This window comes from Azospirillum sp. A29, from assembly GCF_042604625.1.
GTDB classification, from domain to species: domain Bacteria; phylum Pseudomonadota; class Alphaproteobacteria; order Azospirillales; family Azospirillaceae; genus Azospirillum; species Azospirillum palustre.
This window is the reverse complement of the sequence record NZ_CP170470.1, coordinates 21,116-42,621: the sequence shown is the minus strand read 5'-3', so window position 1 is coordinate 42,621 and position 21,506 is coordinate 21,116. Positions and strand designations below refer to the sequence as shown.

Annotated in this window: 22 protein-coding genes; 12 read left to right on the top strand and 10 right to left on the bottom strand. The window is 67.4% G+C overall.

Translation table 11 applies throughout. The annotated features are described in order from the left end of the window. Nucleotides 1-18 precede the first annotated feature (18 nt). Together ABNQ38_RS35895 and ABNQ38_RS35890 are read right to left on the bottom strand one after the other, a co-directional pair. Nucleotides 19-1,881 (bottom strand): DUF2491 family protein, encoded by a 1,863-nt coding sequence (locus tag ABNQ38_RS35895; protein WP_377811732.1) that lies wholly within the window; start codon nucleotides 1,879-1,881, stop codon nucleotides 19-21. 126 nt (nucleotides 1,882-2,007) lie between these two features. Continuing rightward, nucleotides 2,008-2,790: a lysophospholipid acyltransferase family protein gene (locus ABNQ38_RS35890; protein WP_377811731.1), complete on the bottom strand. Its 783-nt coding sequence runs from the start codon at nucleotides 2,788-2,790 to the stop codon at nucleotides 2,008-2,010. 159 nt (nucleotides 2,791-2,949) lie between these two features. Between ABNQ38_RS35890 and ftsE the strand changes: the two genes are divergently transcribed. The 4 genes from ftsE (at nucleotide 2,950) to hemP (ending at nucleotide 5,563) form a co-directional block, all read left to right on the top strand. Continuing rightward, nucleotides 2,950-3,669, top strand: a complete 720-nt coding sequence (gene ftsE, locus ABNQ38_RS35885) for a cell division ATP-binding protein FtsE (RefSeq protein ID WP_377811730.1) — start codon at nucleotides 2,950-2,952, stop codon at nucleotides 3,667-3,669. Nucleotides 3,670-3,673: 4 nt separating this feature from the next. Next, entirely contained in the window at nucleotides 3,674-4,567 is an 894-nt protein-coding gene (locus ABNQ38_RS35880) for a cell division protein FtsX (protein WP_377811729.1), read from the top strand. Nucleotides 4,568-4,619: 52 nt separating this feature from the next. After that, nucleotides 4,620-5,261, top strand: coding sequence for a YdcF family protein (locus ABNQ38_RS35875; RefSeq protein ID WP_377811960.1), 642 nt, complete (start codon nucleotides 4,620-4,622; stop codon nucleotides 5,259-5,261). A 137-nt stretch (nucleotides 5,262-5,398) separates the two neighbouring features. Then, nucleotides 5,399-5,563, top strand: coding sequence for a hemin uptake protein HemP (gene hemP, locus ABNQ38_RS35870; protein ID WP_098735831.1), 165 nt, complete (start codon nucleotides 5,399-5,401; stop codon nucleotides 5,561-5,563). 94 nt (nucleotides 5,564-5,657) lie between these two features. On the opposite strand, the gene ABNQ38_RS35865 is transcribed toward hemP, so the two are convergent. Then, entirely contained in the window at nucleotides 5,658-5,858 is a 201-nt protein-coding gene (locus tag ABNQ38_RS35865; protein ID WP_376966350.1) for a heavy-metal-associated domain-containing protein, read from the bottom strand. A 360-nt stretch (nucleotides 5,859-6,218) separates the two neighbouring features. On the opposite strand from ABNQ38_RS35865, the gene ABNQ38_RS35860 reads away from it, so the two are divergent. From ABNQ38_RS35860 to ABNQ38_RS35840, 5 genes are all read left to right on the top strand, one after another. Then, on the top strand, nucleotides 6,219-6,653 hold the full coding sequence (locus ABNQ38_RS35860) for an SRPBCC family protein (RefSeq protein WP_377811728.1): 435 nt from the start codon (nucleotides 6,219-6,221) through the stop codon (nucleotides 6,651-6,653). Between the two features lie 64 nt (nucleotides 6,654-6,717). Further along, nucleotides 6,718-8,109, top strand: coding sequence for a GntP family permease (locus ABNQ38_RS35855; protein WP_377811727.1), 1,392 nt, complete (start codon nucleotides 6,718-6,720; stop codon nucleotides 8,107-8,109). Nucleotides 8,110-8,111: 2 nt separating this feature from the next. Continuing rightward, on the top strand, nucleotides 8,112-8,771 hold the full coding sequence (locus ABNQ38_RS35850; protein WP_377811726.1) for a CoA transferase subunit A: 660 nt from the start codon (nucleotides 8,112-8,114) through the stop codon (nucleotides 8,769-8,771). Nucleotides 8,772-8,788: 17 nt separating this feature from the next. Then, nucleotides 8,789-9,442, top strand: coding sequence for a 3-oxoacid CoA-transferase subunit B (locus ABNQ38_RS35845; protein ID WP_098735836.1), 654 nt, complete (start codon nucleotides 8,789-8,791; stop codon nucleotides 9,440-9,442). A 6-nt stretch (nucleotides 9,443-9,448) separates the two neighbouring features. Beyond that, the gene (locus ABNQ38_RS35840) at nucleotides 9,449-10,237 is read left to right on the top strand and encodes a 3-hydroxybutyrate dehydrogenase (RefSeq protein WP_377811725.1); all 789 of its coding nucleotides are present in this window, start codon (nucleotides 9,449-9,451) and stop codon (nucleotides 10,235-10,237) included. A gap of 107 nt (nucleotides 10,238-10,344) precedes the next feature. Here ABNQ38_RS35840 and ABNQ38_RS35835 read toward each other — a convergent pair whose 3' ends face one another. The 5 genes from ABNQ38_RS35835 to ABNQ38_RS35815 form a co-directional block, all read right to left on the bottom strand. After that, a complete protein-coding gene (locus tag ABNQ38_RS35835) occupies nucleotides 10,345-10,725 on the bottom strand; it encodes a ribbon-helix-helix domain-containing protein (protein WP_109048254.1) in 381 nt (126 codons plus the stop codon). A gap of 107 nt (nucleotides 10,726-10,832) precedes the next feature. After that, nucleotides 10,833-11,543 carry a Crp/Fnr family transcriptional regulator gene (locus ABNQ38_RS35830; protein WP_377811724.1) on the bottom strand — a complete coding sequence of 237 codons (711 nt, stop codon included), beginning with the start codon at nucleotides 11,541-11,543 and terminating at the stop codon, nucleotides 10,833-10,835. A 77-nt stretch (nucleotides 11,544-11,620) separates the two neighbouring features. After that, on the bottom strand, nucleotides 11,621-12,373 hold the full coding sequence (locus ABNQ38_RS35825; protein ID WP_377811723.1) for a TfuA-like protein: 753 nt from the start codon (nucleotides 12,371-12,373) through the stop codon (nucleotides 11,621-11,623). Beyond that, entirely contained in the window at nucleotides 12,370-13,641 is a 1,272-nt protein-coding gene (locus ABNQ38_RS35820) for a YcaO-like family protein (RefSeq protein ID WP_377811722.1), read from the bottom strand. The genes ABNQ38_RS35825 and ABNQ38_RS35820 overlap by 4 nt, the downstream gene beginning before the upstream one ends. 117 nt (nucleotides 13,642-13,758) lie before the next feature. Beyond that, nucleotides 13,759-13,956 carry a hypothetical protein gene (locus tag ABNQ38_RS35815; RefSeq protein ID WP_098735841.1) on the bottom strand — a complete coding sequence of 66 codons (198 nt, stop codon included), beginning with the start codon at nucleotides 13,954-13,956 and terminating at the stop codon, nucleotides 13,759-13,761. Between the two features lie 145 nt (nucleotides 13,957-14,101). Between ABNQ38_RS35815 and ABNQ38_RS35810 the strand changes: the two genes are divergently transcribed. Beyond that, nucleotides 14,102-14,404 (top strand): ribbon-helix-helix domain-containing protein, encoded by a 303-nt coding sequence (locus tag ABNQ38_RS35810; protein WP_377811721.1) that lies wholly within the window; start codon nucleotides 14,102-14,104, stop codon nucleotides 14,402-14,404. A gap of 7 nt (nucleotides 14,405-14,411) precedes the next feature. On the opposite strand, the gene ABNQ38_RS35805 is transcribed toward ABNQ38_RS35810, so the two are convergent. Both ABNQ38_RS35805 and ilvD read right to left on the bottom strand, forming a co-directional pair. Next, the gene (locus ABNQ38_RS35805; protein ID WP_377811720.1) at nucleotides 14,412-17,483 is read right to left on the bottom strand and encodes an ATP-binding protein; all 3,072 of its coding nucleotides are present in this window, start codon (nucleotides 17,481-17,483) and stop codon (nucleotides 14,412-14,414) included. 237 nt (nucleotides 17,484-17,720) lie between these two features. Beyond that, nucleotides 17,721-19,586, bottom strand: coding sequence for a dihydroxy-acid dehydratase (ilvD, locus tag ABNQ38_RS35800; protein ID WP_377811719.1), 1,866 nt, complete (start codon nucleotides 19,584-19,586; stop codon nucleotides 17,721-17,723). 284 nt (nucleotides 19,587-19,870) lie between these two features. Between ilvD and ABNQ38_RS35795 the strand changes: the two genes are divergently transcribed. Further along, a complete protein-coding gene (locus ABNQ38_RS35795; RefSeq protein WP_377811718.1) occupies nucleotides 19,871-20,317 on the top strand; it encodes a MarR family winged helix-turn-helix transcriptional regulator in 447 nt (148 codons plus the stop codon). 33 nt (nucleotides 20,318-20,350) lie between these two features. Next, nucleotides 20,351-21,475 carry a biotin/lipoyl-binding protein gene (locus tag ABNQ38_RS35790; protein WP_377811717.1) on the top strand — a complete coding sequence of 375 codons (1,125 nt, stop codon included), beginning with the start codon at nucleotides 20,351-20,353 and terminating at the stop codon, nucleotides 21,473-21,475. Nucleotides 21,476-21,506 lie beyond the last annotated feature (31 nt).

Genomic DNA, 21,506 nt, shown 5'->3' with positions numbered 1-21,506 from the left:
CTCTTGTCGTGTGGGGGTTTAGGACAGGGAGAGGGAGGCGGGGTTCACGTCGATGCCGGCGGCGATCTCGACCGACGCGCGGCCAGACCGCTCCACCGCCTCCACCAGGATATATTCGGTGGCGGGCGCCGGATCCCCGGCGTTGGTCGGGGCGCCGTACAGCATCGACTGGCTGGTCACCGTCTCGGTCCCGCGCAGGGTCTGGCGCGCCTCGCTGAGGGTGAAGGGCTGGATGCGGCTGGCGCCCGGCTGCCAGATGCGGGGATAGAGCTTGCCGTCCTTGGTCTGGAATTCCGGCCAGCCGATCATCCCCTCCGCATCGTCGAGCCAGAAGCCCCACTCGCCCTCGTCGGACGGGGTGACGCTGTCGATGGGGGTGAAATAGCGGCACTCGTCCGGCTGCCCGTCGGGACCGAGGTGGATCTGGAAGAAGCCGCCACCGGGAAGATGCAGGCGGTAGACGGTAGCCGGGCCGGAGGTGACGGTTCCCACCGCCTCGATCGACACCAGACGGTCGGTGCCGGTGTCCGGCGCCTTGACCTTGGTGGCGCTCTCCGCCAGCAGGAAGGGGGTGGGGTCGACGGTGACCGTCATGCCCAGCCGGAACAGCGACGGGCTGTAGGTCTTGCCGCCGAGCTTCTGGTTCACATAGTTGCCGAGCGTTCCGAACAGGGGCACGTCCGATCCTCCCTTGGAGCCAGAGCCCTTGGAGACAGGGCTGTTGGCGACTGCACTTGGTTTGGATGGCGCATCCATCCGCCGCCGCGCCCGCCACAGCAGGAACAGCACCGCCGCTCCCAGCAGCAGCAGGCCCCACCACCAGAAACCGTGCCCGGAGCTGCGTGACGCCTGCGCGGCGCTGGTGCTGTCAACCGAACTGGCCGAGCTGGCCGAATCGGCGCGGGCCAGATCCGCCGGCACGTCGGGCGGCAACTGGCCGGCCTGGCGCGGGGTGCCGGCCTGGGCCGCCACCGACTGGTCGAGCTGGTCCAGCTTGCCGCGCAGCTCCGCATTGTCGCGGGCCAGCCGGTCTGCCTCCTGGCGCCATTCGCGATAGCCGGGGTCGTCGGCGTTGTTGTGGAAGAAGGCGGCATGACCCGGCCGGGTCAGCGTGTCGAGCATGAACCACAGGAACAGCCCGTCCCAGACGCCGAAGCGGCGCGGGGCGCTGACGGTGTAGGGCGGCGGGCTCCAGCCATAGCCGCCATAGGGGTTGGCCGGCGCCGGGCGCGTCGACGGCGTGCGGTAGGAGGACCCGCCCCACCCCCAGCCGGACCCGCCGGAGCTGCTCGACCCGCCGGTCCGTCCCTGGGTGGAGGCGGCGGGGGGCGGCGCACTTGGCTGGGCCGGCGGGGTGCGGTCGGCCTCCTGCTTGGTGCGGTAGCGGTTCAGCGCATCGGCCGAGCCCTGCTGGCTGAAGGTCCGGTCGCCCGCCGAGGTTGGCGGGGCGGCGACCGACGGGGCGCTGTTGCCCGGCCGGGCATAGCCGCCGCTGGAGCTGGAGGACCCGCCGGAGAACCAGCCGCCGCTTCCGGTGGACGGCGTGCGCGAGGTGGAGGGGCGGGAGTATCCGCCGCTGCCGCCACTGCTGCTGCCGACGGACGGGGTGCGCGACGGGCGCGAATAGCCGCCCGACGACCTGCTGCTGGACCCGGCGCGGGCCTCGGCCTCGTCCGGAGACAGCGTGATGACCGCCGCGGTAACGGCGGCGATGACGGTTGCGGCAAGCGGGGCGGGGGCCGCGGGAGCGGTCAGGATGGCGCCGACGGGGGCCGCCAGCGGCTGCACCATCATCAGGAGGGCGACGGCGGCTGCGCGCCATCGCTCCGTCCAGCGATCCTGATACCGGGTAGGCCTGGGGGGCTTCGCGGTCTGCGTCATCCGTCCTCTCGCGCGTCATCCGGAGCCGGTTCAACCGGCCCTCCCGGCGATTCGTTGCGCGAGGGTAGGCAGATACGCGGCGGCGCTCAAGGGATTAACCGTCGCGATCGGCCCCTATGCCTTTCGTCAGGAGACGGCGGTCGCCGTCCGCTTGCTCTGTGCCGGTTCCGGTTGCGGCGGGCGCAGGGTGGGCGGACCGCCAGCTGCGGTGACGAGGCGGTCGCTGGCGGCCTCCAGCCGCTCCTCCAGGTCGCGCATCGCTTCGGCGCGCGGCTGTCCGGGCATGATCGGCGGCAGGAACTCCACCACCACCGTGCCGGGGTGCTTCAGGAAGCTGTGGCGCGGCCAATAGAGGCCGGCATTCAGCGCCATCGGCACGATGGGAATGCCGAGGCTGTCATAGAGCACGCCGACGCCGATGCGGTAAGGGCGGTAGGTGCCTGGCGCCACGCGGGTGCCCTGGGGGAAGATCACGATGGGGCGGCCCTCGTCCCGCACCGGGCGGGAGTTGCGGATCAGCGACTTGATCGCCGCCCCGCCGGCACCGCGGTCGACCGGGATCATCTTCGCCTTGGCGGCATACCAGCCCCAGATCGGGATCCACATCAGCTCGCGCTTCAGGATGATCGCGGGGTCCTCCACCAGCAGGTGAAGCTTCATGGTTTCCCATGCGGACTGGTGCTTGGCCGCCAGCAGGAAGGGACCGTCGGGCAGGTTCTCCCGCCCGCGCACCTCGTAGCGGATGCCGACGAGCGTGCGCTCCAGCCAGCCGACGGTGCTGAGATACCATTTCACCACCGCGACCATCTGCGGACGCGGCAGCAGCAGCATCCACAGCAGGGCGAAGCACATCAGCGCGGTCCAGAGGTGGAACGCGATGTTGAAGGCGAGGGACCGGATCCAGATCATGGCCGGCAACTTGTCAGGTCTTCACCGACTTCTCAAGTATTCCGCGCAGTGCGGGAGAGGACGGCCGGCGGATGGCGGCCGTTTGCCGGGCAGGGTGGACTCCGCTCCCCACCGGGTGCATTGTCCCGGCGTGGAGGGATGGCGAGCTGTGGTGGAACCGTGATCCGTTTCGAGAATGTCGGCCTGCGCTACGGCACCGAGGCGGAGGTGCTGCGGGACATCAATTTCACCCTTCAGCCGGGATCCTTCCATTTCCTGACCGGTGCCAGCGGGGCGGGCAAATCGTCGCTGCTGAAGCTGATGTATCTGGCCCACCGGCCGTCGCGCGGGCTGGTCACCCTGTTCGGCCGCGACATGGCGATGGTGACCCGCCGCGACCTGCCGGAACTGCGCCGCCAGATCGGCGTGGTCTTCCAGGATTTCGCATTGCTCGACCATTTGTCGGCGTTGGACAATGTGGCGCTGCCACTGCGCATGGCCGGCACGCCGGAGGCCGACGTGGTCGCCCATTGCAGCGAGATCCTGCGCTGGGTCGGGCTGGGCAACCATCTGCACGCCACGCCCTCCACCCTGTCGGGCGGGCAGAAGCAGCGGGTCGCCATCGCACGCTCGGTGATCAACCGGCCGCGGCTGCTTCTGGCCGACGAGCCGACCGGCAACGTCGATGACGGCATCGGCATGCGGCTGCTCTACCTGTTCGAGGAACTCTACAAGCTGGGGACCACCGTGGTGATCGCCACCCACAACGAGGCGCTGATCCGCCGGTTCGACCATCCGCGCCTTCATCTCGACAATGGCCGGCTGATGGTGCTGCCGGCGCGCGGCCGCGTCGAGGCCCGCGCGAAGGATGCACGGGCCAACGACCCTGCGTGGGAGTAGCGGCATGGCGCTTCGTCCGGTGCGGCCCCGTTCCGACCTGCCGCTGGCGGTCGATCCCTCCTCGCGCTTTCTCGGCTGGATCGCCGCGCTGATGGCGTTCCTGGCGGCGCTGGCGCTGGCCGGCGCCATGCTGGTGACGGACATGGCCCAGCGCTGGGACAGCGGGCTGGCCGGCGGCCTGACCGTGCAGGTGGCGCCGATGCCGGGTGCTCCCGTCGCCCCGCTGGACGAGCGGGCGGAGGCGGCGCTGACCGTCCTGCGCTCCGTCCCCGGCATCCGGTCGGCCACCCTGCTGGGCGGGGGGGAGATCGCCCGGCTGCTGGAGCCCTGGTTGGGGGCGGGGGCGGCGGACCCGCTGCTGCCGATGCCGCGGCTGATCGATGTCGTCGCCGACGGGCCGGTCGATGTCGGTGCGCTCCGCCTGCGCCTGACCTCCGCCGCGCCGGGGGCGACGCTGGACGACCATGCGGTGTGGCTGGCCGATCTGCGCTCCTTCGCCGGGGCGATCCGGCTGGCGGCGCTGGGTGTGGTGGTGCTGATCGGGGCCGCGGCGGTGATGACCGTTGTCTTCGCCGTGCGCACCGGCCTTGCTATCCACCGGCCGGTGGTGGAACTGCTGCATTTGATGGGCGCCACCGACCGCTATGTCTCGCGCCAGTTCGAGCGGCACGTGGTGGGCCGCAGCCTGCGCGGCGGCGGGATCGGGCTGCTGCTGGCCGGTGGCACGCTGTATGGGCTGCACCGCGCCTCCCAGGGGCTGCGGGCCAGCCTGCTGCCCGACTTGGCGTTGCAGCCCTGGCAATGGGGGGCTCTGCTGCTGGTGCCGGCGGGGCTGGCCCTTCTGGCGCTGGTCACCGCGCGCTGGACCGTGCTGCGCACGCTGGAGTCCATGCCATGAGTGGGGCCATGAGTGGGGCCACGAATAGGACCGGGGGTTGGGCGGCACCATGATGAGCCACGGTCACCGGCGGCGCGGCGGCGGAATGATGGCGCGGGCGATTGCGCATGTGATCGCCGGCATGCTGGTGCTGGCGGCCGCCTGGCTGGGCGGGCTGTTCTGGTATGCGGCCGACGTGCCGCGCTCGTCCCCCAGCGGCGCCGATGCCGACCGTCCGACCGACGCCATCGTCGTGCTGACCGGCGGCAGCCACCGGCTGGGCACCGGGCTGGAACTGCTCGCCGCCGGACGCGCGAGGAAGCTGTTCGTCTCCGGCGTCTATGACGGGGTGGATGTGCAGGAACTGCTGAAGCTGTCCCGCCACTCCCCGACCGAAATGGAGTGCTGCATCACGCTGGGCTATTCCGCCGACAGCACCATCGGCAACGCCTATGAGACGGCCGACTGGATGCGCGACCAGGGATTCCGGTCGCTGCGGCTGGTGACGGCCAACTATCACATGCGCCGCAGCCTGCTGGAGCTGTCGATGGCGATGCCCGATGTCGAGCTGGTTCCCCATCCCGTCGTCGCCCCCACCGTCCATCTCGACGACTGGTGGATGTGGCCCGGCACCGCCAACCTGCTGGTCAACGAATACAACAAGCTGCTGGTGGTGGGGCTGCGCTGGGCGGTCCGCCGCGCGGTTCGGGACTGATCCTGGGACAAGGATGCCAATTTTCAAAAGCGAATGAGAATGACTTGCAATTGACAGCGGGCAGGGTTAGGGTCCTGTCCAGGGTTCACGCCCGGACATCGCCAACCGCAACGTCCGTCCAGCAAGAAAGACTCGCCATGCACGACAGCGCCGTCTCCGTTCCCGCTTCCTTCGCCGCATCCCTGCCGGTGGTCGAATCCGGCCGCCTGATGTCGGGCAGCCGCGAGATCGTGATCCAGCACGCCGGGCAGAGCTACCGCCTGCGTGTGACCCGCGCCAACAAGCTGATCCTGACCAAATAAAACGACCTTCAAAGAACCTTCCGGGAAAAACGTCACCGAGAATGGGCGTCGGCCATACTGGTCCGGCGCCCATTTTCTTTTTTGTGATGACCTTTCACGCCCGGCCTTGTACCTCATAGCCAGCATCCTCGATGGCTTGGCGGATGGCGGATTCGTCAGCGCTGCCTTCGATCGCGACTTCGCCGGCCTTCAGGTCGACCAGGGCGCGTTCCACGGTGGGTAGTGCCTCTACGGCCTTGGTCACGGTCTGGGCGCAATGGCCGCAGGTCATTCCGGAAACCTTCAACGTCAGCATGGAACCTCTCCCTTGGGGGTGCGGATGATCTGGAAAGGCTGCACCTTCCAGCAACGGGAAGGTCAAGCGGCATTCCGCAGGTCCGCTCAACCACCCGCCGCCCTGATCGTCACGCTTCGAAGCGTCGTCTCGAAAAGAAGATTTAATCTTGAAAATGAGACAGACTTTCAACCGATAATCTCGAAAAAGAGAAGTACCGGGACGAGGCGATTTTAGTGTGCGCTGCAAAAAGTCCGCTATTCCAAAGGTTTCGCCTGCGACACCCTGTCAAGGCCGTCCTGGCATAGCCCTTGCTCATACGGATTCATGCACCCGTCTCGGGATTTCCAGGCCCAGGATTTTCTAGGAAAGAACGCCGCGATGCCGCTTGTCACCGCAACAACCCTTCTGCCTGTCCCGGCGCGCCGCGTGTGGCCGCTGGTGCGGTGGGATGGCGCTGTCGGTGAGTGGTATCCCGGCGCGGTTTCCATGACCGTGGACGGGACGGAGAAGGGTGCGCTCAGGCGCCTGCGGCTTTACGACGGCTCGCCGGTCGTCCACCGGCTGGAACATGTCAGCCGGGTCGACGACGCCTACACCTATGCGGTGATCGAGGGGCCGTATCCGGTCGCCGACCTGCTGGCGCAAATCCGCCTGCGGGCCGATGGGGAGGGGCAGGCCGTGCTTCACTGGACCGCCACCTTCCATCCCTACGCCTCCCACCTGCAAGAGGGGACGGAGGCGGAGGCCGAACGGTTCGTCCGCGACCTCTACGACGCCGGCATGGCCCGGCTCCGCACTCTGCTTCATCCGTGAATCGCGAAAACGACACTCCAGACGCCAAGCGTCGGAAAAGAATAACCGAGGGAGCATCGTCCAAATGAGTTTCCTGATCTGCCTGGGAGCGCTCGCGTTCCTCATGCTGGTCGCCTACCGGGGCTTCAGCGTCATCCTCTTCGCACCGGTGGCGGCGCTGGGGGCCGTGCTGCTGACCGACCCGTCCGCGGTGCCGCCGATCTTCACCGGCCTGTTCATGGACAAGATGGTCGGCTTCGTGAAGCTGTACTTCCCGGTCTTCCTGCTGGGCGCGGTGTTCGGCAAGGTGATCGAGCTGTCCGGCTTCTCCAAGTCGATCGTCTCCGCCGTGATCAAGCTGGTCGGGCGCGAGCGTGCGGTGACCTCCATCGTCCTGGTCTGCCTGCTGCTGACCTACGGCGGCGTGTCGCTGTTCGTCGTGGTCTTCGCCGTCTATCCCTTCGCGGCCGAGATGTTCCGGCAGGGCGACATCCCCAAGCGCCTGATCCCCGGCGTGATCGCGCTCGGCGCCTTCACCGTCACCATGGACGCGCTGCCGGGCACGCCGCAGATCCAGAACATCATCCCCACCACCTTCTTCAAGACCGACGCCTATGCCGCTCCCTGGCTGGGTCTGATCGGTTCGGTCTTCATTCTGGTGATTGGCCTGCTGTATCTGGAATGGCGCGTCCGTTCGGCCATCGCGCGCGGCGAGGGCTATGGCAGCGGCCACACCAACGAGCCGGAAGCCGTAGCGTCCGAGGCGCTGCCGAACCCGATCCTGGCGCTGTCGCCGCTGGTCGCCGTCGGCGTGCTGAACAAGCTGTTCACCATGGCGATCCCCAGCGTCTACGGCGCCACGAATGAGGTGGCACTGACCCCCGGCGCCAAGCCGCTGGTGACACAGGTCTCTGCCGTCGCCGGCATCTGGGCGGTGGAAGGGGCGCTGCTCTGCGGTATCCTGCTGGTGCTGGCCTTTGCCTGGAAGCCGGTGTCCCAGCGCTTCGCCGAAGGCACCAAGGCCGCCATCGGCGGTTCGTTGCTTGCCTCGATGAACACGGCGTCGGAATACGGCTTCGGTGCGGTGATCGCGGCGCTGCCGGGCTTCCTGGTGATCCGTGACGCTCTGGCCGCCATTCCCAACCCGCTGGTGAACGAGGCGGTGACCGTCACCGCGCTGGCCGGCATCACCGGATCGGCGTCGGGCGGCATGAGCATCGCGCTGGCGGCCATGGCCGACCAGTTCATCACCGCCGCCAATACCGCCGGCATCCCGATGGAGGTCCTGCACCGCGTCGCCTCCATGGCCAGCGGCGGCATGGACACCTTGCCGCACAATGGCGCCGTCATCACCCTGCTGGGCGTCACCGGCTTGACGCACCGGCAATCCTACGGCGACATCTTCGCCGTCACCTGCATCAAGACGCTGGCGGTCTTCTTCGTGATCGCCGTCTACTACCTGACCGGGATCGTCTGATCATGAAGAACAAGCTCATTTCCCTGGAGGACGCCGTCGCGCGCATTCCCGATGGGGCGTCCCTGCTGATCGGCGGCTTCATGGCCGTCGGCGGCCCCAACCGGCTGGTGGACGAGTTGATCCGCCAGGGCAAGCGCGACCTGACCATCATCGCCAACGACACCGCCCGGCCCAACAACGGCCTGGGCAAGCTGGTGGTGGAGAAGCTGGTGCGCCGGGTCGTCACCAGCCACATCGGCCTGAACCCCGAAACGCAGAAGCAGATGATCGCCGGCGACATCGAGGTGGAGCTGGTGCCGCAGGGCACGCTGGCCGAGCGCATCCGCGCCGGCGGCGTCGGGCTGGGCGGCGTTCTGACCGCCACCGGCGTCGGCACCATTGTGGAGGAGGGCAAGCGCACGGTCGAGATCGACGGCGTCACCTATCTGCTGGAGATGCCGATCAAGGCCGATTTCGCGCTAGTCGCCGCCAAGCAGGCCGACCTGTACGGCAACCTCACCTACGCGCTGACCGCCCGCAACTTCAACCCGCTGATGGCGATGGCCGGCGCCACCGTGATCGCCGAGGCCGAAGACATCTTGCCCGTCGGCTGCATCCCGCCCGACGCGGTGATGACGCCGTCGGTGCTGGTCGATTACATCGTCGCCGCAACGCCGCGCTGATCGGGGAGTAGAAAGCCATGGATGAAAAGACCCTGATCGCCAAGCGCGTCGCGCTGGAGCTGATGGACGGCGACCTCGTCAACCTGGGCATCGGCCTGCCGACCCTGGTCGCCCGCTATGTCCCCCCCGGCCGCCATGTGTTCTTCCAGTCGGAGAATGGCATCGTCGGCATGTCCGGCCCGATCACCGGGGCGGAAAACCACGACCTGACCGATGCCGGCGGCTCGCCCATCTCGGCCCTGCCGGGGGCGGCGTCCTTCGACAGCGCCTTCTCCTTCGGGCTGATCCGCGGCGGCCATCTGGACGTCACCGTGCTGGGCGGCCTGCAGGTGGACCGCGAAGGGCGGCTGGCCAACTGGATGGTGCCGGGCAAGATGGTGCCGGGCATGGGCGGCGCGATGGACCTCGTCACCGGCGCCCGCCGGGTGATCGTCGCCATGCAGCACAGCGCCAAGGGCGAGGCGAAGATCGTCGAACGCTGCGCCCTGCCGCTGACCTCGGTCCGCCGGGTCGATCTGGTGGTGACCGACCTCGCCGTCATCGAGCCGACCGACGCCGGCCTCGTCTTGAAGGAAACCGCCCCCGGTGTCACGGTGGAGCAGGTGATCGCCAACACCGGGTGCGAACTGATCATCGCCCCGGACCTCCGTTCCATGCCGATCGAAGGATAAAGAAGAATGACCAATCTGAAGGGGAAGGCTGCGCTCGTCACTGGGTCCACCAGCGGGATCGGCCTTGGGATCGCACGGCAGTTGGCGGGCCAGGGTGCCGACCTGATGCTGAACGGCTTCGGCGATGCCGGCTACATCGCCGAGCTGTGCCAGTCGCTGTCCAAGGAGTTCGGCGTGCGCGTCGCTCACAACGGCGCCGACATGTCGAAGCCCGAGGAGATCGAGGCGATGGTCGCCGCCACCGAGGCGGCCTATGGCCGGCTGGACGTACTGGTCAACAATGCCGGCATCCAGCATGTGGCGTCGGTCGATGCCTTCCCGGTGGAGCGCTGGGACGCGGTGATCGCCATCAACCTGTCGGCCGTCTTCCACGGCACACGCGCCGCCCTGCCGGGCATGAAGGCGCGCGGCTGGGGCCGGGTCATCAACATCGCCTCGGTCCATGGGCTGGTGGCTTCGGTCAACAAGTCGGCCTATGTCGCCGCCAAGCATGGCGTGATCGGCCTGACCAAGGTGACGGCGCTGGAACTGGCGGAGACCAACATCACCTGCAATGCCATCTGCCCGGGCTGGGTGCTGACGCCGCTGGTGCAGAAGCAGATCGACGCGCTGGCCGCCACGCGCGGCCTGTCGGTGGAGGAGGCCGGCCGCGAACTGCTCAGCGAGAAGCAGCCGTCCAAATCCTTCGTCACGCCGGAACAGCTGGGCGAGCTGGCGGTGTTCCTGTGCTCCGAGGCTGCCGGCAACATGCGCGGCGCGGCTCTGACCATGGATGGCGGCTGGACCGCTCAGTAAATGGAGCGTCGGCCCAAGCGGCTTTAAAGCGGCTTGGGCTGAACGTGCACCGAAGCGTCCCGGGAGCGGATCGAAAGCTCCGTTTCCGGGGCTGCTTCTTTCCGGTTTCAGGTGTCGCTGGTGGCCGGAACCGTGTCGAAGGGCGTCGCAATGAAGGGGCGGCCCTGTCCATGGCCGGCGCGGGCATGACCGCGTTCGGTCGCCGCCTGCCGGAAATAGCCGACAACGAACACGCGCAGGGCGTTCGCAAGGGAGACGCCTGACCGGGATGAATGGCGGGCCTGCTGTTCCATGCGGTCGCGGACATCGTCGCACAACTCGTCCACCGTCATAACTTCCCGCCGGCAGATCTCCTCCAGCCCCTCCCAGTAGGAAGGCTCAAGCCGGATCGAAACGTCACGTCCAGACAATTTCAGCGTGCGAGAGGCCAGAGAAGCGGCACCTGTAGATTGATCGACGCGAGATTTGCTGTCCCCAACGCTCGACATGTTCGTATGCCCTCGTGCTACCCGTGCGATTGCCCCCAACGCATGAACACTATAACGCGACCACAACGGGTTTTGGGAACAAAACTTTAGGCATGTAAGGATTCCCCCTAGGGGGTGCGTTCCGGATCCCCGGCCATGTCCTTGAGCAAAGCCAGATCGTTGATGACGATAAAACCTTTGGCATATGTCACTGTTCCGGTTCTGCGCAGGGCGCCAAGACACTTGTTCACCATTTCACGGGTGACGCCCAGCATGTTCGCCAATGCTTCCTGGGACAGGGGCAAAGTCAGCCGTCGGCCGGCGGAAGTATCCTGCCCGTAACTGTCCGACAGCAGCAGCAGCCGGCGCGCGAGCCTGCGTGGAACATCGTGGAACACGGCGTCCTCGATGTTCTCCGACACCCAGCGCAGCCGGTCGCAAAGGACGATCATCATGCGGGTGCAGAGGCGCGGGTGGCGCTCCAGGAACGGGATGAAGTCGGCGCGGTCGATCCGGAACAGCTCGACCGGCCGCAGGGCGACCGCGGCGGCGGTCCGCTCCCGGCCGTCGATCAGCCCGATCTCACCCAGGACATCGCCGGCTTCCAGGATGTTCAGCAGCATGGTCTTGCCATCCGCCGAGGAGGTGCGGATGGCGATCTGGCCCTTCAGCACGGCGAACAGGCTGTCGCCGGGGTCGCCCTTGTCGAAGATGATCTGGTCGGCATCAAAGCGTGCCATGCGGCCCAGAGTCACCATCTCGGCCATCTGCTCGGGATCGAGTTCCCCGAGCAGCCGGTTGCGCCTCAGAACCGATGCGACATCCACAGGCGCGTTCATCCGTCCGTCCAGACACAGTTTCGCGCCGGGCTAGCGGTCATCGCCACCCCGGCGCGATCAGTCTAGCCAAAACGCGCTTACATCGCGAGCGGTGCCGCATCGCGCAGGGCACGCTCCCACAGGACGGTGTGTTCGAAATGGAAATGGGCTTCGGTCGTCGCGTCATCGCTCGTCGCGCGGCCCAGCCGGCGTGCCATGGTGCGCAGCATCGCCTTGGCGTCCTCGCGCTTCTGGTCGAAGCGACCCTGCGGCAGCCAGCCGCGAAAAGCCGCCAGTTCGGAAACCGGCAGAGCGATGTCGCCGCCCAGCCGCAGCATCCGGCCATAGCCGCGCTCGCGGTAAGGCAGCTCCTTGGCGATGGACTCCAGGCGCAGGGCCGTCCCGGCGGTCAGCACCCGGTCGGCGACCGCGTCGGATAGGGTGCGGCGGATGTTGACCATCGCCTCCGACAGGGAGGTGTAGCCCAGCTCGGCCGGGCCGTGAATCACCGCCACCTCGTCGTCGTCCTCCAGCCGGCCGTCGCGGAAGGCCTCGAAGATGGCGCCGACTCCGATCATGCCGAAGGGATACAGTTCTGCCGCGCGCAGGGCGCCCATGCTGGAGGCGCCGAACACCGGAATACCGGCGTGGATGGCGTAGAGGATTTCCTTGTGCCAGACCGACGGCACGCTTTCGAAAAAGCCGTCGATGATGCCGATGGCCGCCGGCTTTTCAGCGCACAGCCGCAGAACGTCGCCCTGGGCGACCGGCGGCAGATAGGTGGCGTCCAGCTCCAGCGCCGCATCCTCGCGCGGCAGGGTGGGGCCCAGAAAGACATAGACGCCGCTCATGCCGCCTTCTCCATGGCTTGGCTGCCGAGAGCGCGCAGGCCGCGTTCACCCAGCAGGTAATCGGGGGATTCGTCGGCACCCTCCAGTCCGGGCACGACGACACGGACGACCGGGATGCCGAACTCCGGCTTGGTCAGGTCCACCGCCACCGCCTCCTCGATGCCGGCGGCGCGCAGCCTATCGAGCTGATGGGCGAGATCGGCCTCGATGGTGGGGGCGGCGCCGGTCGGGCAGTGGTGGAAGGGCCGCCTGCCGGCGCCCTCCACGATCATCGCCTTCCAGCGGGCATGGTGGGCGGGGTCGAGGTGGCGCTCATACTCGGCACGGGGCATGTCGTCGCGGGCGCCGGCGATGAAGGTCAGGCGGCTCTGCGCCGCCTCGGTCAGGGCGCGGGACAGGGCGATCTCGCGTGCCACGTGGCAGCCCATGCCGGTGGCCGGGCGGATGGAATGCTGGGGCAGTTCCTCCCGCTCGACGATGCGGCAGAGGAAAGCGGGCAGGCCGACGTCGCTTGTGGTCTCCCACACGCCGACGGCGACGCCAGCCGCCTCGAAGCGGTCTATGAGCGAGTGGCAGACCGGATCGTCGATGCTGTCCAGGTCGATGCGGGTCGCCGCCTGGGCTGCGGGATCCTGCAGGCGCCACAGGGTGGTCGCGTCGCGCTCCACCAGTTCGGTGACGGCGTGGCTGATCGCCTCGACCTTGTGGTTGCCGGATGCCAGGCCGTTGGAGCCGGCCAGGAAGGCGCCGTGGCCGGGGGCCATCGGCACGGTGAAATTCAGGTGGACCATTTCGAACGGCACCCATTTCGGGCCGCCGTTCAGCAAGTCCTGACCCTCGATCCACAGGATGGGGCTGTGGGGATTGAAGCTTCCGGTCGACAGCCGGGGCAGGCGGTCGACGTCCACCACCGGATGGGTCCAGCGCAGCTCTTCGAAGCTGGCGAACTTCAGCGGCAGGGTGATGCGTTCGGCGTGGTAGCTCTCGATCGACTCCATGACCCCCGACGCCTTGGCTGCGGCGAGCGTCACCCCCTTGCCCTGCGACACCGAGATGGAGCGCGAATTCGGCCGTGTCACCATCACCACCGGAATGCCGACGGCATCCAGCCCGGTGACGTTTGCGACCCGGGTGATCCCCATGATCGGCAGGAACGGGGCGACCCGCGCCAGGGTCTGTTCGGGTGCCACGACCCGGTGGGTGCCGACCGTATGGGCCTTCACCGCATCCGAAACGGAGGCTTTGATATCGAGCAGATCGAAGGGCATCGCGGCTGATCCGGGGCGGAGGGAAATCGAAGAGGCATCCTGTTCCCGGGTCCGTGGCCGGTCAGCACCTCATCGGTGCTGGTGGCCACGGTCCAAAAACCGGAACCGGGATCCCGATCAGGCGCCCGGGGTGATGCTGAAGCGGCCGGCCTCGTGATCGGCGGCATCGAAGGTGCTGCGGTCACCCGAGCGGACCAGATTCCGGGCGGTCGAGGCCTGGATCTCGGCAATTTCCGTGACGCCCTGAGCGGACACGGCATACAGGCGACCGTCGGCGCCACGGATCATCGACGACTGGGAGATGGAGAGCGACATTTCGAATGAACTCCTATCTGGCTTGCTGATGCCGCCAATTCTTAGGATTCGAACGGGTTCGGTCTGTGAAGTTTTTCACTTCATGACTGGGGCGGGCGGGGTATCAGGTGTGACGAGCGGTGACGGATTGAGTGGAGAAACGAACATGCTGCGAGCCACCAACAAGAAGCGCGGTAGTATCGCATCCGGTCACGGCTCCGCCGACCTCGAAGACCTGATGGTTTGGCCGCAGCTCTCCGACCGTGTCGTTTTCATGAACGGAGCAAGATCTAGATTGCGCCTTGAAAAAGCGGTCTGGGAAGGGCTGGATGCTATTGCTAGAATGGAAGGAAAGCCGACACAGCAGTTGTGTGCTGAGTTGGAGGAAAAGCGCCTGAAGACAGCCGCACTCAGCTCTACAATCCGCACTTTTGTGCTGGAATATTTTCGTGGAATTGAAGCCGCTTAAGTGGATCTCAAAGAAAAACTTTCTCGTTAATTTGAGAGGATATTTTCCTTCCATTCAGGCGGCTCAGCAATTCCCTAGCACGTGCTTGGCTTGAGATTTGGGTCGTCAGCAGCGCGGTTTCCAAGGCCACATGCGCCATTTTGAGCGCTTCCACGCGCTTTCCTACAGATTCTAGGGCATCCGCATACCAGATCTGGACATGAGGCAACCATCCTAGCGGATGCGGCTTGCCCCGAATCGCCCCCTGCTGGTGGAAAAGCGCGAAGCTGCGATCGAACATCGCGAAACCGGCCTCCCGGTTTCCCGTCAGGACCGACGCATATCCGATGCCGCCCATAACCAGCGGCAGCAGCAGCGGAGCGTGTATGGCGTGCCCGATGGACAATGCGGTTTCGAATGCAGGGACGCTGTCTTTTAAATGCCCGCAGATGATCTGCGTCCATCCCAGATGCGTCAGGGCAAACAGTCTCGAGAAAAGGTGATTGCTTTCCTCGGCGATCTCGACCGACCGGCGACCGGCCTCCACCGCCTCTTCGGCCCGTCCCAGTTGGGCAAGGCAGCGTGCCGCGATGCTGCCCATATGCACCTGTGCGACGGTTGCCAGTCCGTAGCGGTCGTGCGGGCGGGATGTGGTGAGCATGGCAGCGCCAAGCTCGAACGTTTCCAGGGCGTCGACGAAAAGCCCCTTGTCCGTTTGCAGGCCGCCCAGCCGGAACAGAAGCTGGACGCGGGTGCGGCGGTCGTCCCGCTCGTCCAGCGCGGACAAGCCGTCCCGGCAAAGTGCCAGCCCCTGATCCAGATCGCCGAAGGTCCACAGGAACGACGCCAGCATCGAGCAGGCGCGGGCATAGCGGATGCGGTCGTCCGACTCCCGCGCCATGGCGATGGCCCGTTGCAGGTGGTCGTCCACACCCATCGACCCACGCGGCAGCAGCGACCGCGGAAGCGCGATCAGCAGATCGATCTGACGCGCCGTGTTCCTTGGATGATCCGGCAGATGCCGCACCGCGGCCAGGGCGTTGGCGTAATGCCGGCTGGAGTCCTCAAGTTTGGAGCGGCCCTCGGCCCGTTCGCCCGCCCGCCGGCCAAACAGGTGCGCGGCCGGCCAGTTCTCCGCCATGAAGGCATGGTGGGCCAGTAGGTCGAGGCGGTTCGGCAGGTCGTGGTCGCGGCGATGGCGCAACGCCTCCAGCACGCGGGCATGCAGCGCCCGGCGGTCGGACTTGGTCAGGGTGGCGTAGGCGACTTCCTGGATCAGTGCATGCTTGAAGGAATATTCCAGATTGGGCAGCAGACGGGTGCGCAGCACGAAGCCGGCGCGCTCCAGATAGGCCAGGGAGTCGGACAGGACCGGCGTGGGCAATCCGGTCAGCGCCTGGAGCAGCCCGACGTCGAAGGTGGTGCCGATCACGGCGGCATTCATCAGCAGCCGGCGCCGCTCCAGCGTCATCATGTCCATGCGCTCGGCCAGCAGGGCATGAAGCGTGCGCGGCAGCTTGTGGACCACCAGCGGATCGATCAGCCGGTAGGCGCCTGGCGTGCCCTCGATGGCGTTCGACGCCTCAAGCGTGCGCAGAACCTCCTCCAGATAGAGCGGAACGCCCTGGCAGCGGCTGGCGACCTGGGCTTTCAGTTCCACCAGCGACCAGTCGGGGCCGAGCCAGTGGGCCAGGAAACTCTGCACCTGATCCGGCGACAGCATGCCCAGATCGATGTGGCGCGCGCCCGGACGGCCGCTCCAGCCCCGCTCCTCCGACTCCGGTCCCAGCGGGGGGGGCCGCCGGGTGGCGAGCAGCAGCAGCCGGGCCCTCGACCCCGGCAGCGCTTGGGCCAGCCGGTCCAGCAGTCGCACCATCACCGGTCGGGCCCAATGGGCGTCCTCCACCAGCACCAGCAGCGGTCGGCCCACTGCCCCACTCGCCGTCCTATCCCCCGAGTCGCTTCCACCGCCGGTTCCGAGCGGTGTCGCCAGTTCCAGCGTCGCTCCCACCAGACCTTCGATGCCCAAGGACAGGCGTTGCGCCGCGTCCAGGCCGCTCCACAGCGGATCCTGCCCGGGCCGGCCGAACAGCGCGCGAACGGCATCGCCGGCCAGCGAGCCGGACCGGCGGCGTGCCGCTTCGCAGACCCAGCCGATGCCTTCCTCGCTGGCGCAGCCGGCCACCTGTTCGGCCAGACTCAGCGCCACTGCCTCAAGGTCGTCGGGATCGGCCAGCCGGCGGATCGGCATCTGCGGCCATTGCAGCAGGGTCCAGCGCCGGCTGCGTGGGTCGCGCAGGAACTCGCCGACGAGGCGGGACTTGCCGATTCCGGCCTCTCCCTGCAGCAGAAGCTGGGCGGGTGCCCCGGCCTCCACCGAATCGGCGATGGCGAACAGGGTCGCCACCTCCTCCTCCCGGCCGACATGCGGGGCGTCGGTGGCGGACAGCAGGTCGGTGGCGGTGCGGCGGACGGCACGCGCCCCGTCGAGCAGGAAAGCCGGCATCGGCTCCACCTCGTCGGACAGGCGCAGGCTTCCCATCGGGCGCGCCGCCACCCCGACCGGGATCAGGTCCAGCGTGTCCCGGCTGAGCTGCGCGGTGTCGGAAGCCGCGCGCTGCTGCAGCTTGGCGGCCATATGCACGCACTCGCCGACCGCGCGATAGTCGGTCCACAGGCCATTGGTCACCACATGGGCGACGACGTCACCCGAACTGATGCCGATGCGGATGTGGAAGAGAGGCCGCCCCTGTTCGTCGCGGGTGGCGCTGAGGATGTCCTGGGCGGCAAGGCAGGCGCGCAGCGCATGGTCCTCCTTGGCGCCGGGGGCGCCGAAGGTCGCCAGGAAGCCGTCACCCAGCATCTGGGTCACCGTGCCTTCGAAGCGCGGCACGGCCTCCGTCACACGGTTCAGGATCGAAAGGAGCAGATCGTCCGCATCCTCGGGATCGCGGCCTGCCACCATGGCGGAGGAACGGACGATGTCGACGAACATCGCCGTGACGACCTTGCGTTCGCGCGGCTTATCGCCCGGCAGGCGAGATGCCTCCTGCCAGGGACGGCCTTCGTCCGTCGCTGCGCCCAACATGGTGTCCGCCACGTCCGCCCCCCTCGCGGAATTCGCGTTGGCATATTAGAGCATGCATTTCGAATTTTGCGAACATCCGAGCGATGCGACACCCGAAGATTTTCCCGCCAACGGAAAGTAACATATCTGTGTATGTAATTCCTGGCAAAAAGAAAGCGCCGCGACTTGCGCGGCGCTTTGATTGTTACTTGTGATGAATGTCCGTTGTGCCTGATTGCGGCGCTGTCGGCGCCCGTCGCCTAAGCCATGTCAGCGGCGGACGGCGATGTTCTCCACCTGGGTCACGTCACGCACGGCGCCGCGGTCGGCGCTGGTGGTCAGGGCGGCATAGGCGCGGAGCGCCGGGGAAACCAGACGGTCGCGGTTGACCGGCTTCCAGGCATCCATGCCCTTGGCGTTCATCGCGTCGCGGCGGCGCTGCATCTCCTGGGCGTCGACGGCGAGACGGATGATGCGGTTGGGAATGTCAATCTCGATGCGGTCGCCGTCCTGCACCAACCCGATGGCGCCACCCTGGGCCGCTTCCGGAGAGACGTGGCCGATCGACAGGCCGGATGTGCCGCCGGAGAAGCGGCCGTCGGTCACCAGCGCGCAGGCCTTGCCCAGCCCCTTCGACTTCAGATAGCTGGTCGGGTACAGCATTTCCTGCATGCCGGGCCCGCCGCGCGGGCCCTCGTAGCGGATGACCACCACCTCGCCAGCCTTGACCACGTCGCCCAGGATGCCGGCGACGGCGTCGTCCTGGCTTTCGAAGACGCGGGCCGGGCCGGCGAAGACGAGGTTGGAGGCGTCGACGCCCGCCGTCTTCACGATGCAGCCGTTCTCCGCGATGTTGCCGTACAGCACGGCGAGGCCGCCGTCCTGGCTGAAGGCGTTCTCGGCCTTACGGATCACGCCCTTCTCGCGGTCGAGGTCCAGTTCCGGCCAGCGGCGTTCCTGGCTGAAGGGCACGACGGTCGGGATGCCGCCGGGGGCGGCCCGATACAGGGTGTGGACGGACTGGTCCTGGGTGCGCATCACGTCCCAGCGGTCCAGCGCCTCGCCCAGCGTCGGGGCATGGACGGTGGGGGCCTCGCGGTTTAGCAGGCCGGCGCGGTCCAGCTCGCCAAGGATGCCGAAGATGCCGCCGGCGCGGTGGACGTCCTCGATGTGGACGTCGGCCACGGCGGGAGCGACCTTGCAGACGTTGGGGACGCGGCGCGACAGCCGGTCGATGTCTTCCATGGTGAAATCGATGCCGCCCTCCTGCGCCGCCGCCAGGATGTGCAGGACGGTGTTGGTCGAACCGCCCATGGCGATGTCGAGCGTCATCGCGTTCTCGAAGGCTTCCTTGGTGGCGATGCCGCGCGGCAGGGCGGTGGCGTCCTCCTCCTGGTACCAGCGGCGGCAGAGGTCGACCGCCATGCGGCCGGCGGCGAGGAACAGCTCCTTGCGGTCGGCGTGGGTCGCCAGGATGGTGCCGTTGCCGGGCAGCGACAGGCCCAGCGCCTCGGTCAGGCAGTTCATCGAGTTGGCGGTGAACATGCCGGAGCAGGAGCCGCAGGTCGGGCAGGAGCCGCGCTCCATTTCCGCCGCTTCTTCATCCGAGACGGTCGGGTCGGCGGCGGCGACCATCGCGTCGATCAGGTCGACCGACTTGATCTTGCCGCGCCACTTGACCTTGCCGGCCTCCATCGGGCCGCCGGAGACGAAGACCGCCGGGATGTTCAGGCGCATCGCGGCCATCAGCATGCCGGGCGTGATCTTGTCGCAGTTGGAGATGCAGACCAGCGCGTCGGCGCAATGGGCGTTCGCCATGTATTCCACCGCGTCGGCGATCAACTCGCGCGAGGGCAGGCTGTACAGCATGCCGCCATGGCCCATGGCGATGCCGTCGTCCACGGCGATGGTGTTGAACTCCTTCGCCACACCGCCGGCCTTCTCGATCTCGCGCGCCACCAGCTGGCCCAGATCCTTCAGATGGACGTGGCCGGGAACGAACTGGGTGAAGGAGTTGGCAATGGCGATGATCGGCTTGCCGAAATCGCCGTCCTTCATGCCGGTTGCCCGCCACAGGCCGCGCGCGCCCGCCATGTTGCGGCCGTGGGTGGAGGTGCGGGAACGGTAGTGCGGCATGGATCGGTCCTCAGCTGGTCGATTTCGGCGAATTGGCGAAAGGAATGGAACGAAACGGGTGGGCACCTTAGCAATCTCCTGTCGCGCGCGCCAGAGGCGCGATCCTGTCCAGGGCGTCGGAGGCGCGACACCGGCGTGGCCCAGCCATGCACGCCGCGAGGATTGCCGATTATAAGCATGCTTATTAGTTTTAATGAACCGATAAGCAAGCTTATGATATGCCGATGTCCTCCCCCACCGATCACCGCTCCGCAAATCCCCATTCGATGAGTTTGGGTGCCGTCTTGACCGACACGGCGCGCCTGATGCGCGTCCGTTTTGACCAGCGCGCCCGCCATCTCGGCCTGACCCGTCCGCAATGGTCGGTGATCGCCACGCTGGCGCGGAACGAGGGGATCAAGCAGGCGGCGCTGGCCGACCTGCTGGAGATCGAGCCGATCACGCTCTGCCGGCAGATCGACCGCATGGAGGAGGGCGGCTGGATCGAACGCCGCACCGATCCGACCGACCGGCGCGCCCGGCTGCCGCACCTGACGCCGAAGGCGCATGCGGTGCTGGAGCAGGGCCGGGCGCTCGCCACCGGGCTCTATGCGGAGGCGCTCGCCGGCCTGCCGCCCGATGCCGAAGCCATGCTGGTCGAGATGTTGTCCCACATGCGCGCCAAGCTTTCCGACCGCCGAGCCGAACCGCCCGCGAAGACCGCAGCTCAAAAGATCGCCGCCAAAGCCTGACGACCCCGCCTTTTTCTTCGGGACCCGACCGCCATGACCGCCGTGACCGACCGCGATACCGATACCCGCCCCGATGCCCAGAATCCGGCCGCCAAGCCTGTCCGACGGACGCGCTGGCGCCGCTGGCTGCTGATGGCCGCCCTGCCGCTGCTGGTGGCGGTCGGCGGCGGCTATGAATATGTCGTGGGCGGACGCTATGTCTCGACCGACAACGCCTATGTCCAGCAGGACAAGGTGACGATCAGCCCGGACATCTCCGGCCGCATCGTCGAGGTGGCGGTGCATGAGAACCAGCCGGTCCATCGTGGCGACCTGCTATTCCGCATCGACGAGGAACCCTACCGGCTGGCCTTGCAGCAGGCGGACGCCGCGCTTGCCTCGGCCCGGCTAAAGGTGGAGCAGCTGCGCGCCGATCTGGGCGAGGCGCAGGCCAAGCAGGCCGCGGCGGAAGAGAAGGTCTCCTTCGAGCAGCGCGAGTTCCAGCGCCAGCAGGATCTGCTGAAGACCGGCGTCGCGGCGCGGGCCACCTACGATTCGGTGCGCCATGACCTGATGGCGGCGCAGCAGGATCTGAACACGGAGAAACAGGCGGTGATCAGCGCCCGCGCTGCCCTTGGCGGCGATCCCGACATCCCCACCGACCGCCATCCGACGGTGCTGGAGGCGCTGGCAAAGAAGGCATCGGCGCAGCGCGACCTCGACCACACGGTGGTGGCGGCGCCGGCCGACGGCGTGGTCAGCCAGACCGACCGGCTTCTGGTCGGGCAATACGCCTCGGTCGGGCTGTCGTCGGTCAGCCTGGTGATGAGCGGGTCGAGCTGGGTCGAGGCCAATTTCAAGGAAACCGACCTGACCCACATGGCGGTCGGCCAGACCGCGACGGTCGTGCTGGACGCCTATTCCGCCCGCACCCTGACCGCCCATGTCGAGAGCATCGGCGCCGGCACCGGATCGGAATTTTCGGTCCTGCCTGCCCAGAACGCCACCGGCAACTGGGTGAAGGTGGTGCAGCGGGTGCCGGTCCGCCTCCGCATCGACCGGACGGAGGGCGAACCCGTGCCGCTGCGCACCGGCCTCAGCGCCGAGGTGGAGGTCGACACCCACTACAGCCGGCCGTTGCCGGGCGCCATCGGCAACGCGGTCGCGGCGATCCGGTAAGGCAACCACGCATCCCATCATCGGCAGGCAT

Excerpts from the sequence above, each read along its gene's own strand:
- ABNQ38_RS35840 (WP_377811725.1), top strand. The coding sequence starts at position 9,449 with ATGACCAATCTGAAGGGGAAGGCTGCGCTCGTCACTGGGTCCACCAGC.
- ABNQ38_RS35855 (WP_377811727.1), top strand. The coding sequence starts at position 6,718 with ATGAGTTTCCTGATCTGCCTGGGAGCGCTCGCGTTCCTCATGCTGGTC.
- ABNQ38_RS35895 (WP_377811732.1), bottom strand. The coding sequence starts at position 1,881 with ATGACGCAGACCGCGAAGCCCCCCAGGCCTACCCGGTATCAGGATCGC.
- ABNQ38_RS35875 (WP_377811960.1), top strand. The coding sequence starts at position 4,620 with ATGAGCCACGGTCACCGGCGGCGCGGCGGCGGAATGATGGCGCGGGCG.
- ABNQ38_RS35835 (WP_109048254.1), bottom strand. The coding sequence starts at position 10,725 with ATGTCGAGCGTTGGGGACAGCAAATCTCGCGTCGATCAATCTACAGGT.
- hemP (WP_098735831.1), top strand. The coding sequence starts at position 5,399 with ATGCACGACAGCGCCGTCTCCGTTCCCGCTTCCTTCGCCGCATCCCTG.
- ABNQ38_RS35880 (WP_377811729.1), top strand. The coding sequence starts at position 3,674 with ATGGCGCTTCGTCCGGTGCGGCCCCGTTCCGACCTGCCGCTGGCGGTC.
- ABNQ38_RS35890 (WP_377811731.1), bottom strand. The coding sequence starts at position 2,790 with ATGATCTGGATCCGGTCCCTCGCCTTCAACATCGCGTTCCACCTCTGG.
- ABNQ38_RS35865 (WP_376966350.1), bottom strand. The coding sequence starts at position 5,858 with ATGCTGACGTTGAAGGTTTCCGGAATGACCTGCGGCCATTGCGCCCAG.
- ABNQ38_RS35815 (WP_098735841.1), bottom strand. The coding sequence starts at position 13,956 with ATGTCGCTCTCCATCTCCCAGTCGTCGATGATCCGTGGCGCCGACGGT.
- ilvD (WP_377811719.1), bottom strand. The coding sequence starts at position 19,586 with ATGCCGCACTACCGTTCCCGCACCTCCACCCACGGCCGCAACATGGCG.
- ABNQ38_RS35825 (WP_377811723.1), bottom strand. The coding sequence starts at position 12,373 with ATGAGCGGCGTCTATGTCTTTCTGGGCCCCACCCTGCCGCGCGAGGAT.
- ABNQ38_RS35790 (WP_377811717.1), top strand. The coding sequence starts at position 20,351 with ATGACCGCCGTGACCGACCGCGATACCGATACCCGCCCCGATGCCCAG.
- ABNQ38_RS35860 (WP_377811728.1), top strand. The coding sequence starts at position 6,219 with ATGCCGCTTGTCACCGCAACAACCCTTCTGCCTGTCCCGGCGCGCCGC.
- ABNQ38_RS35820 (WP_377811722.1), bottom strand. The coding sequence starts at position 13,641 with ATGCCCTTCGATCTGCTCGATATCAAAGCCTCCGTTTCGGATGCGGTG.
- ABNQ38_RS35810 (WP_377811721.1), top strand. The coding sequence starts at position 14,102 with ATGCTGCGAGCCACCAACAAGAAGCGCGGTAGTATCGCATCCGGTCAC.
- ABNQ38_RS35845 (WP_098735836.1), top strand. The coding sequence starts at position 8,789 with ATGGATGAAAAGACCCTGATCGCCAAGCGCGTCGCGCTGGAGCTGATG.
- ABNQ38_RS35850 (WP_377811726.1), top strand. The coding sequence starts at position 8,112 with ATGAAGAACAAGCTCATTTCCCTGGAGGACGCCGTCGCGCGCATTCCC.
- ABNQ38_RS35830 (WP_377811724.1), bottom strand. The coding sequence starts at position 11,543 with ATGAACGCGCCTGTGGATGTCGCATCGGTTCTGAGGCGCAACCGGCTG.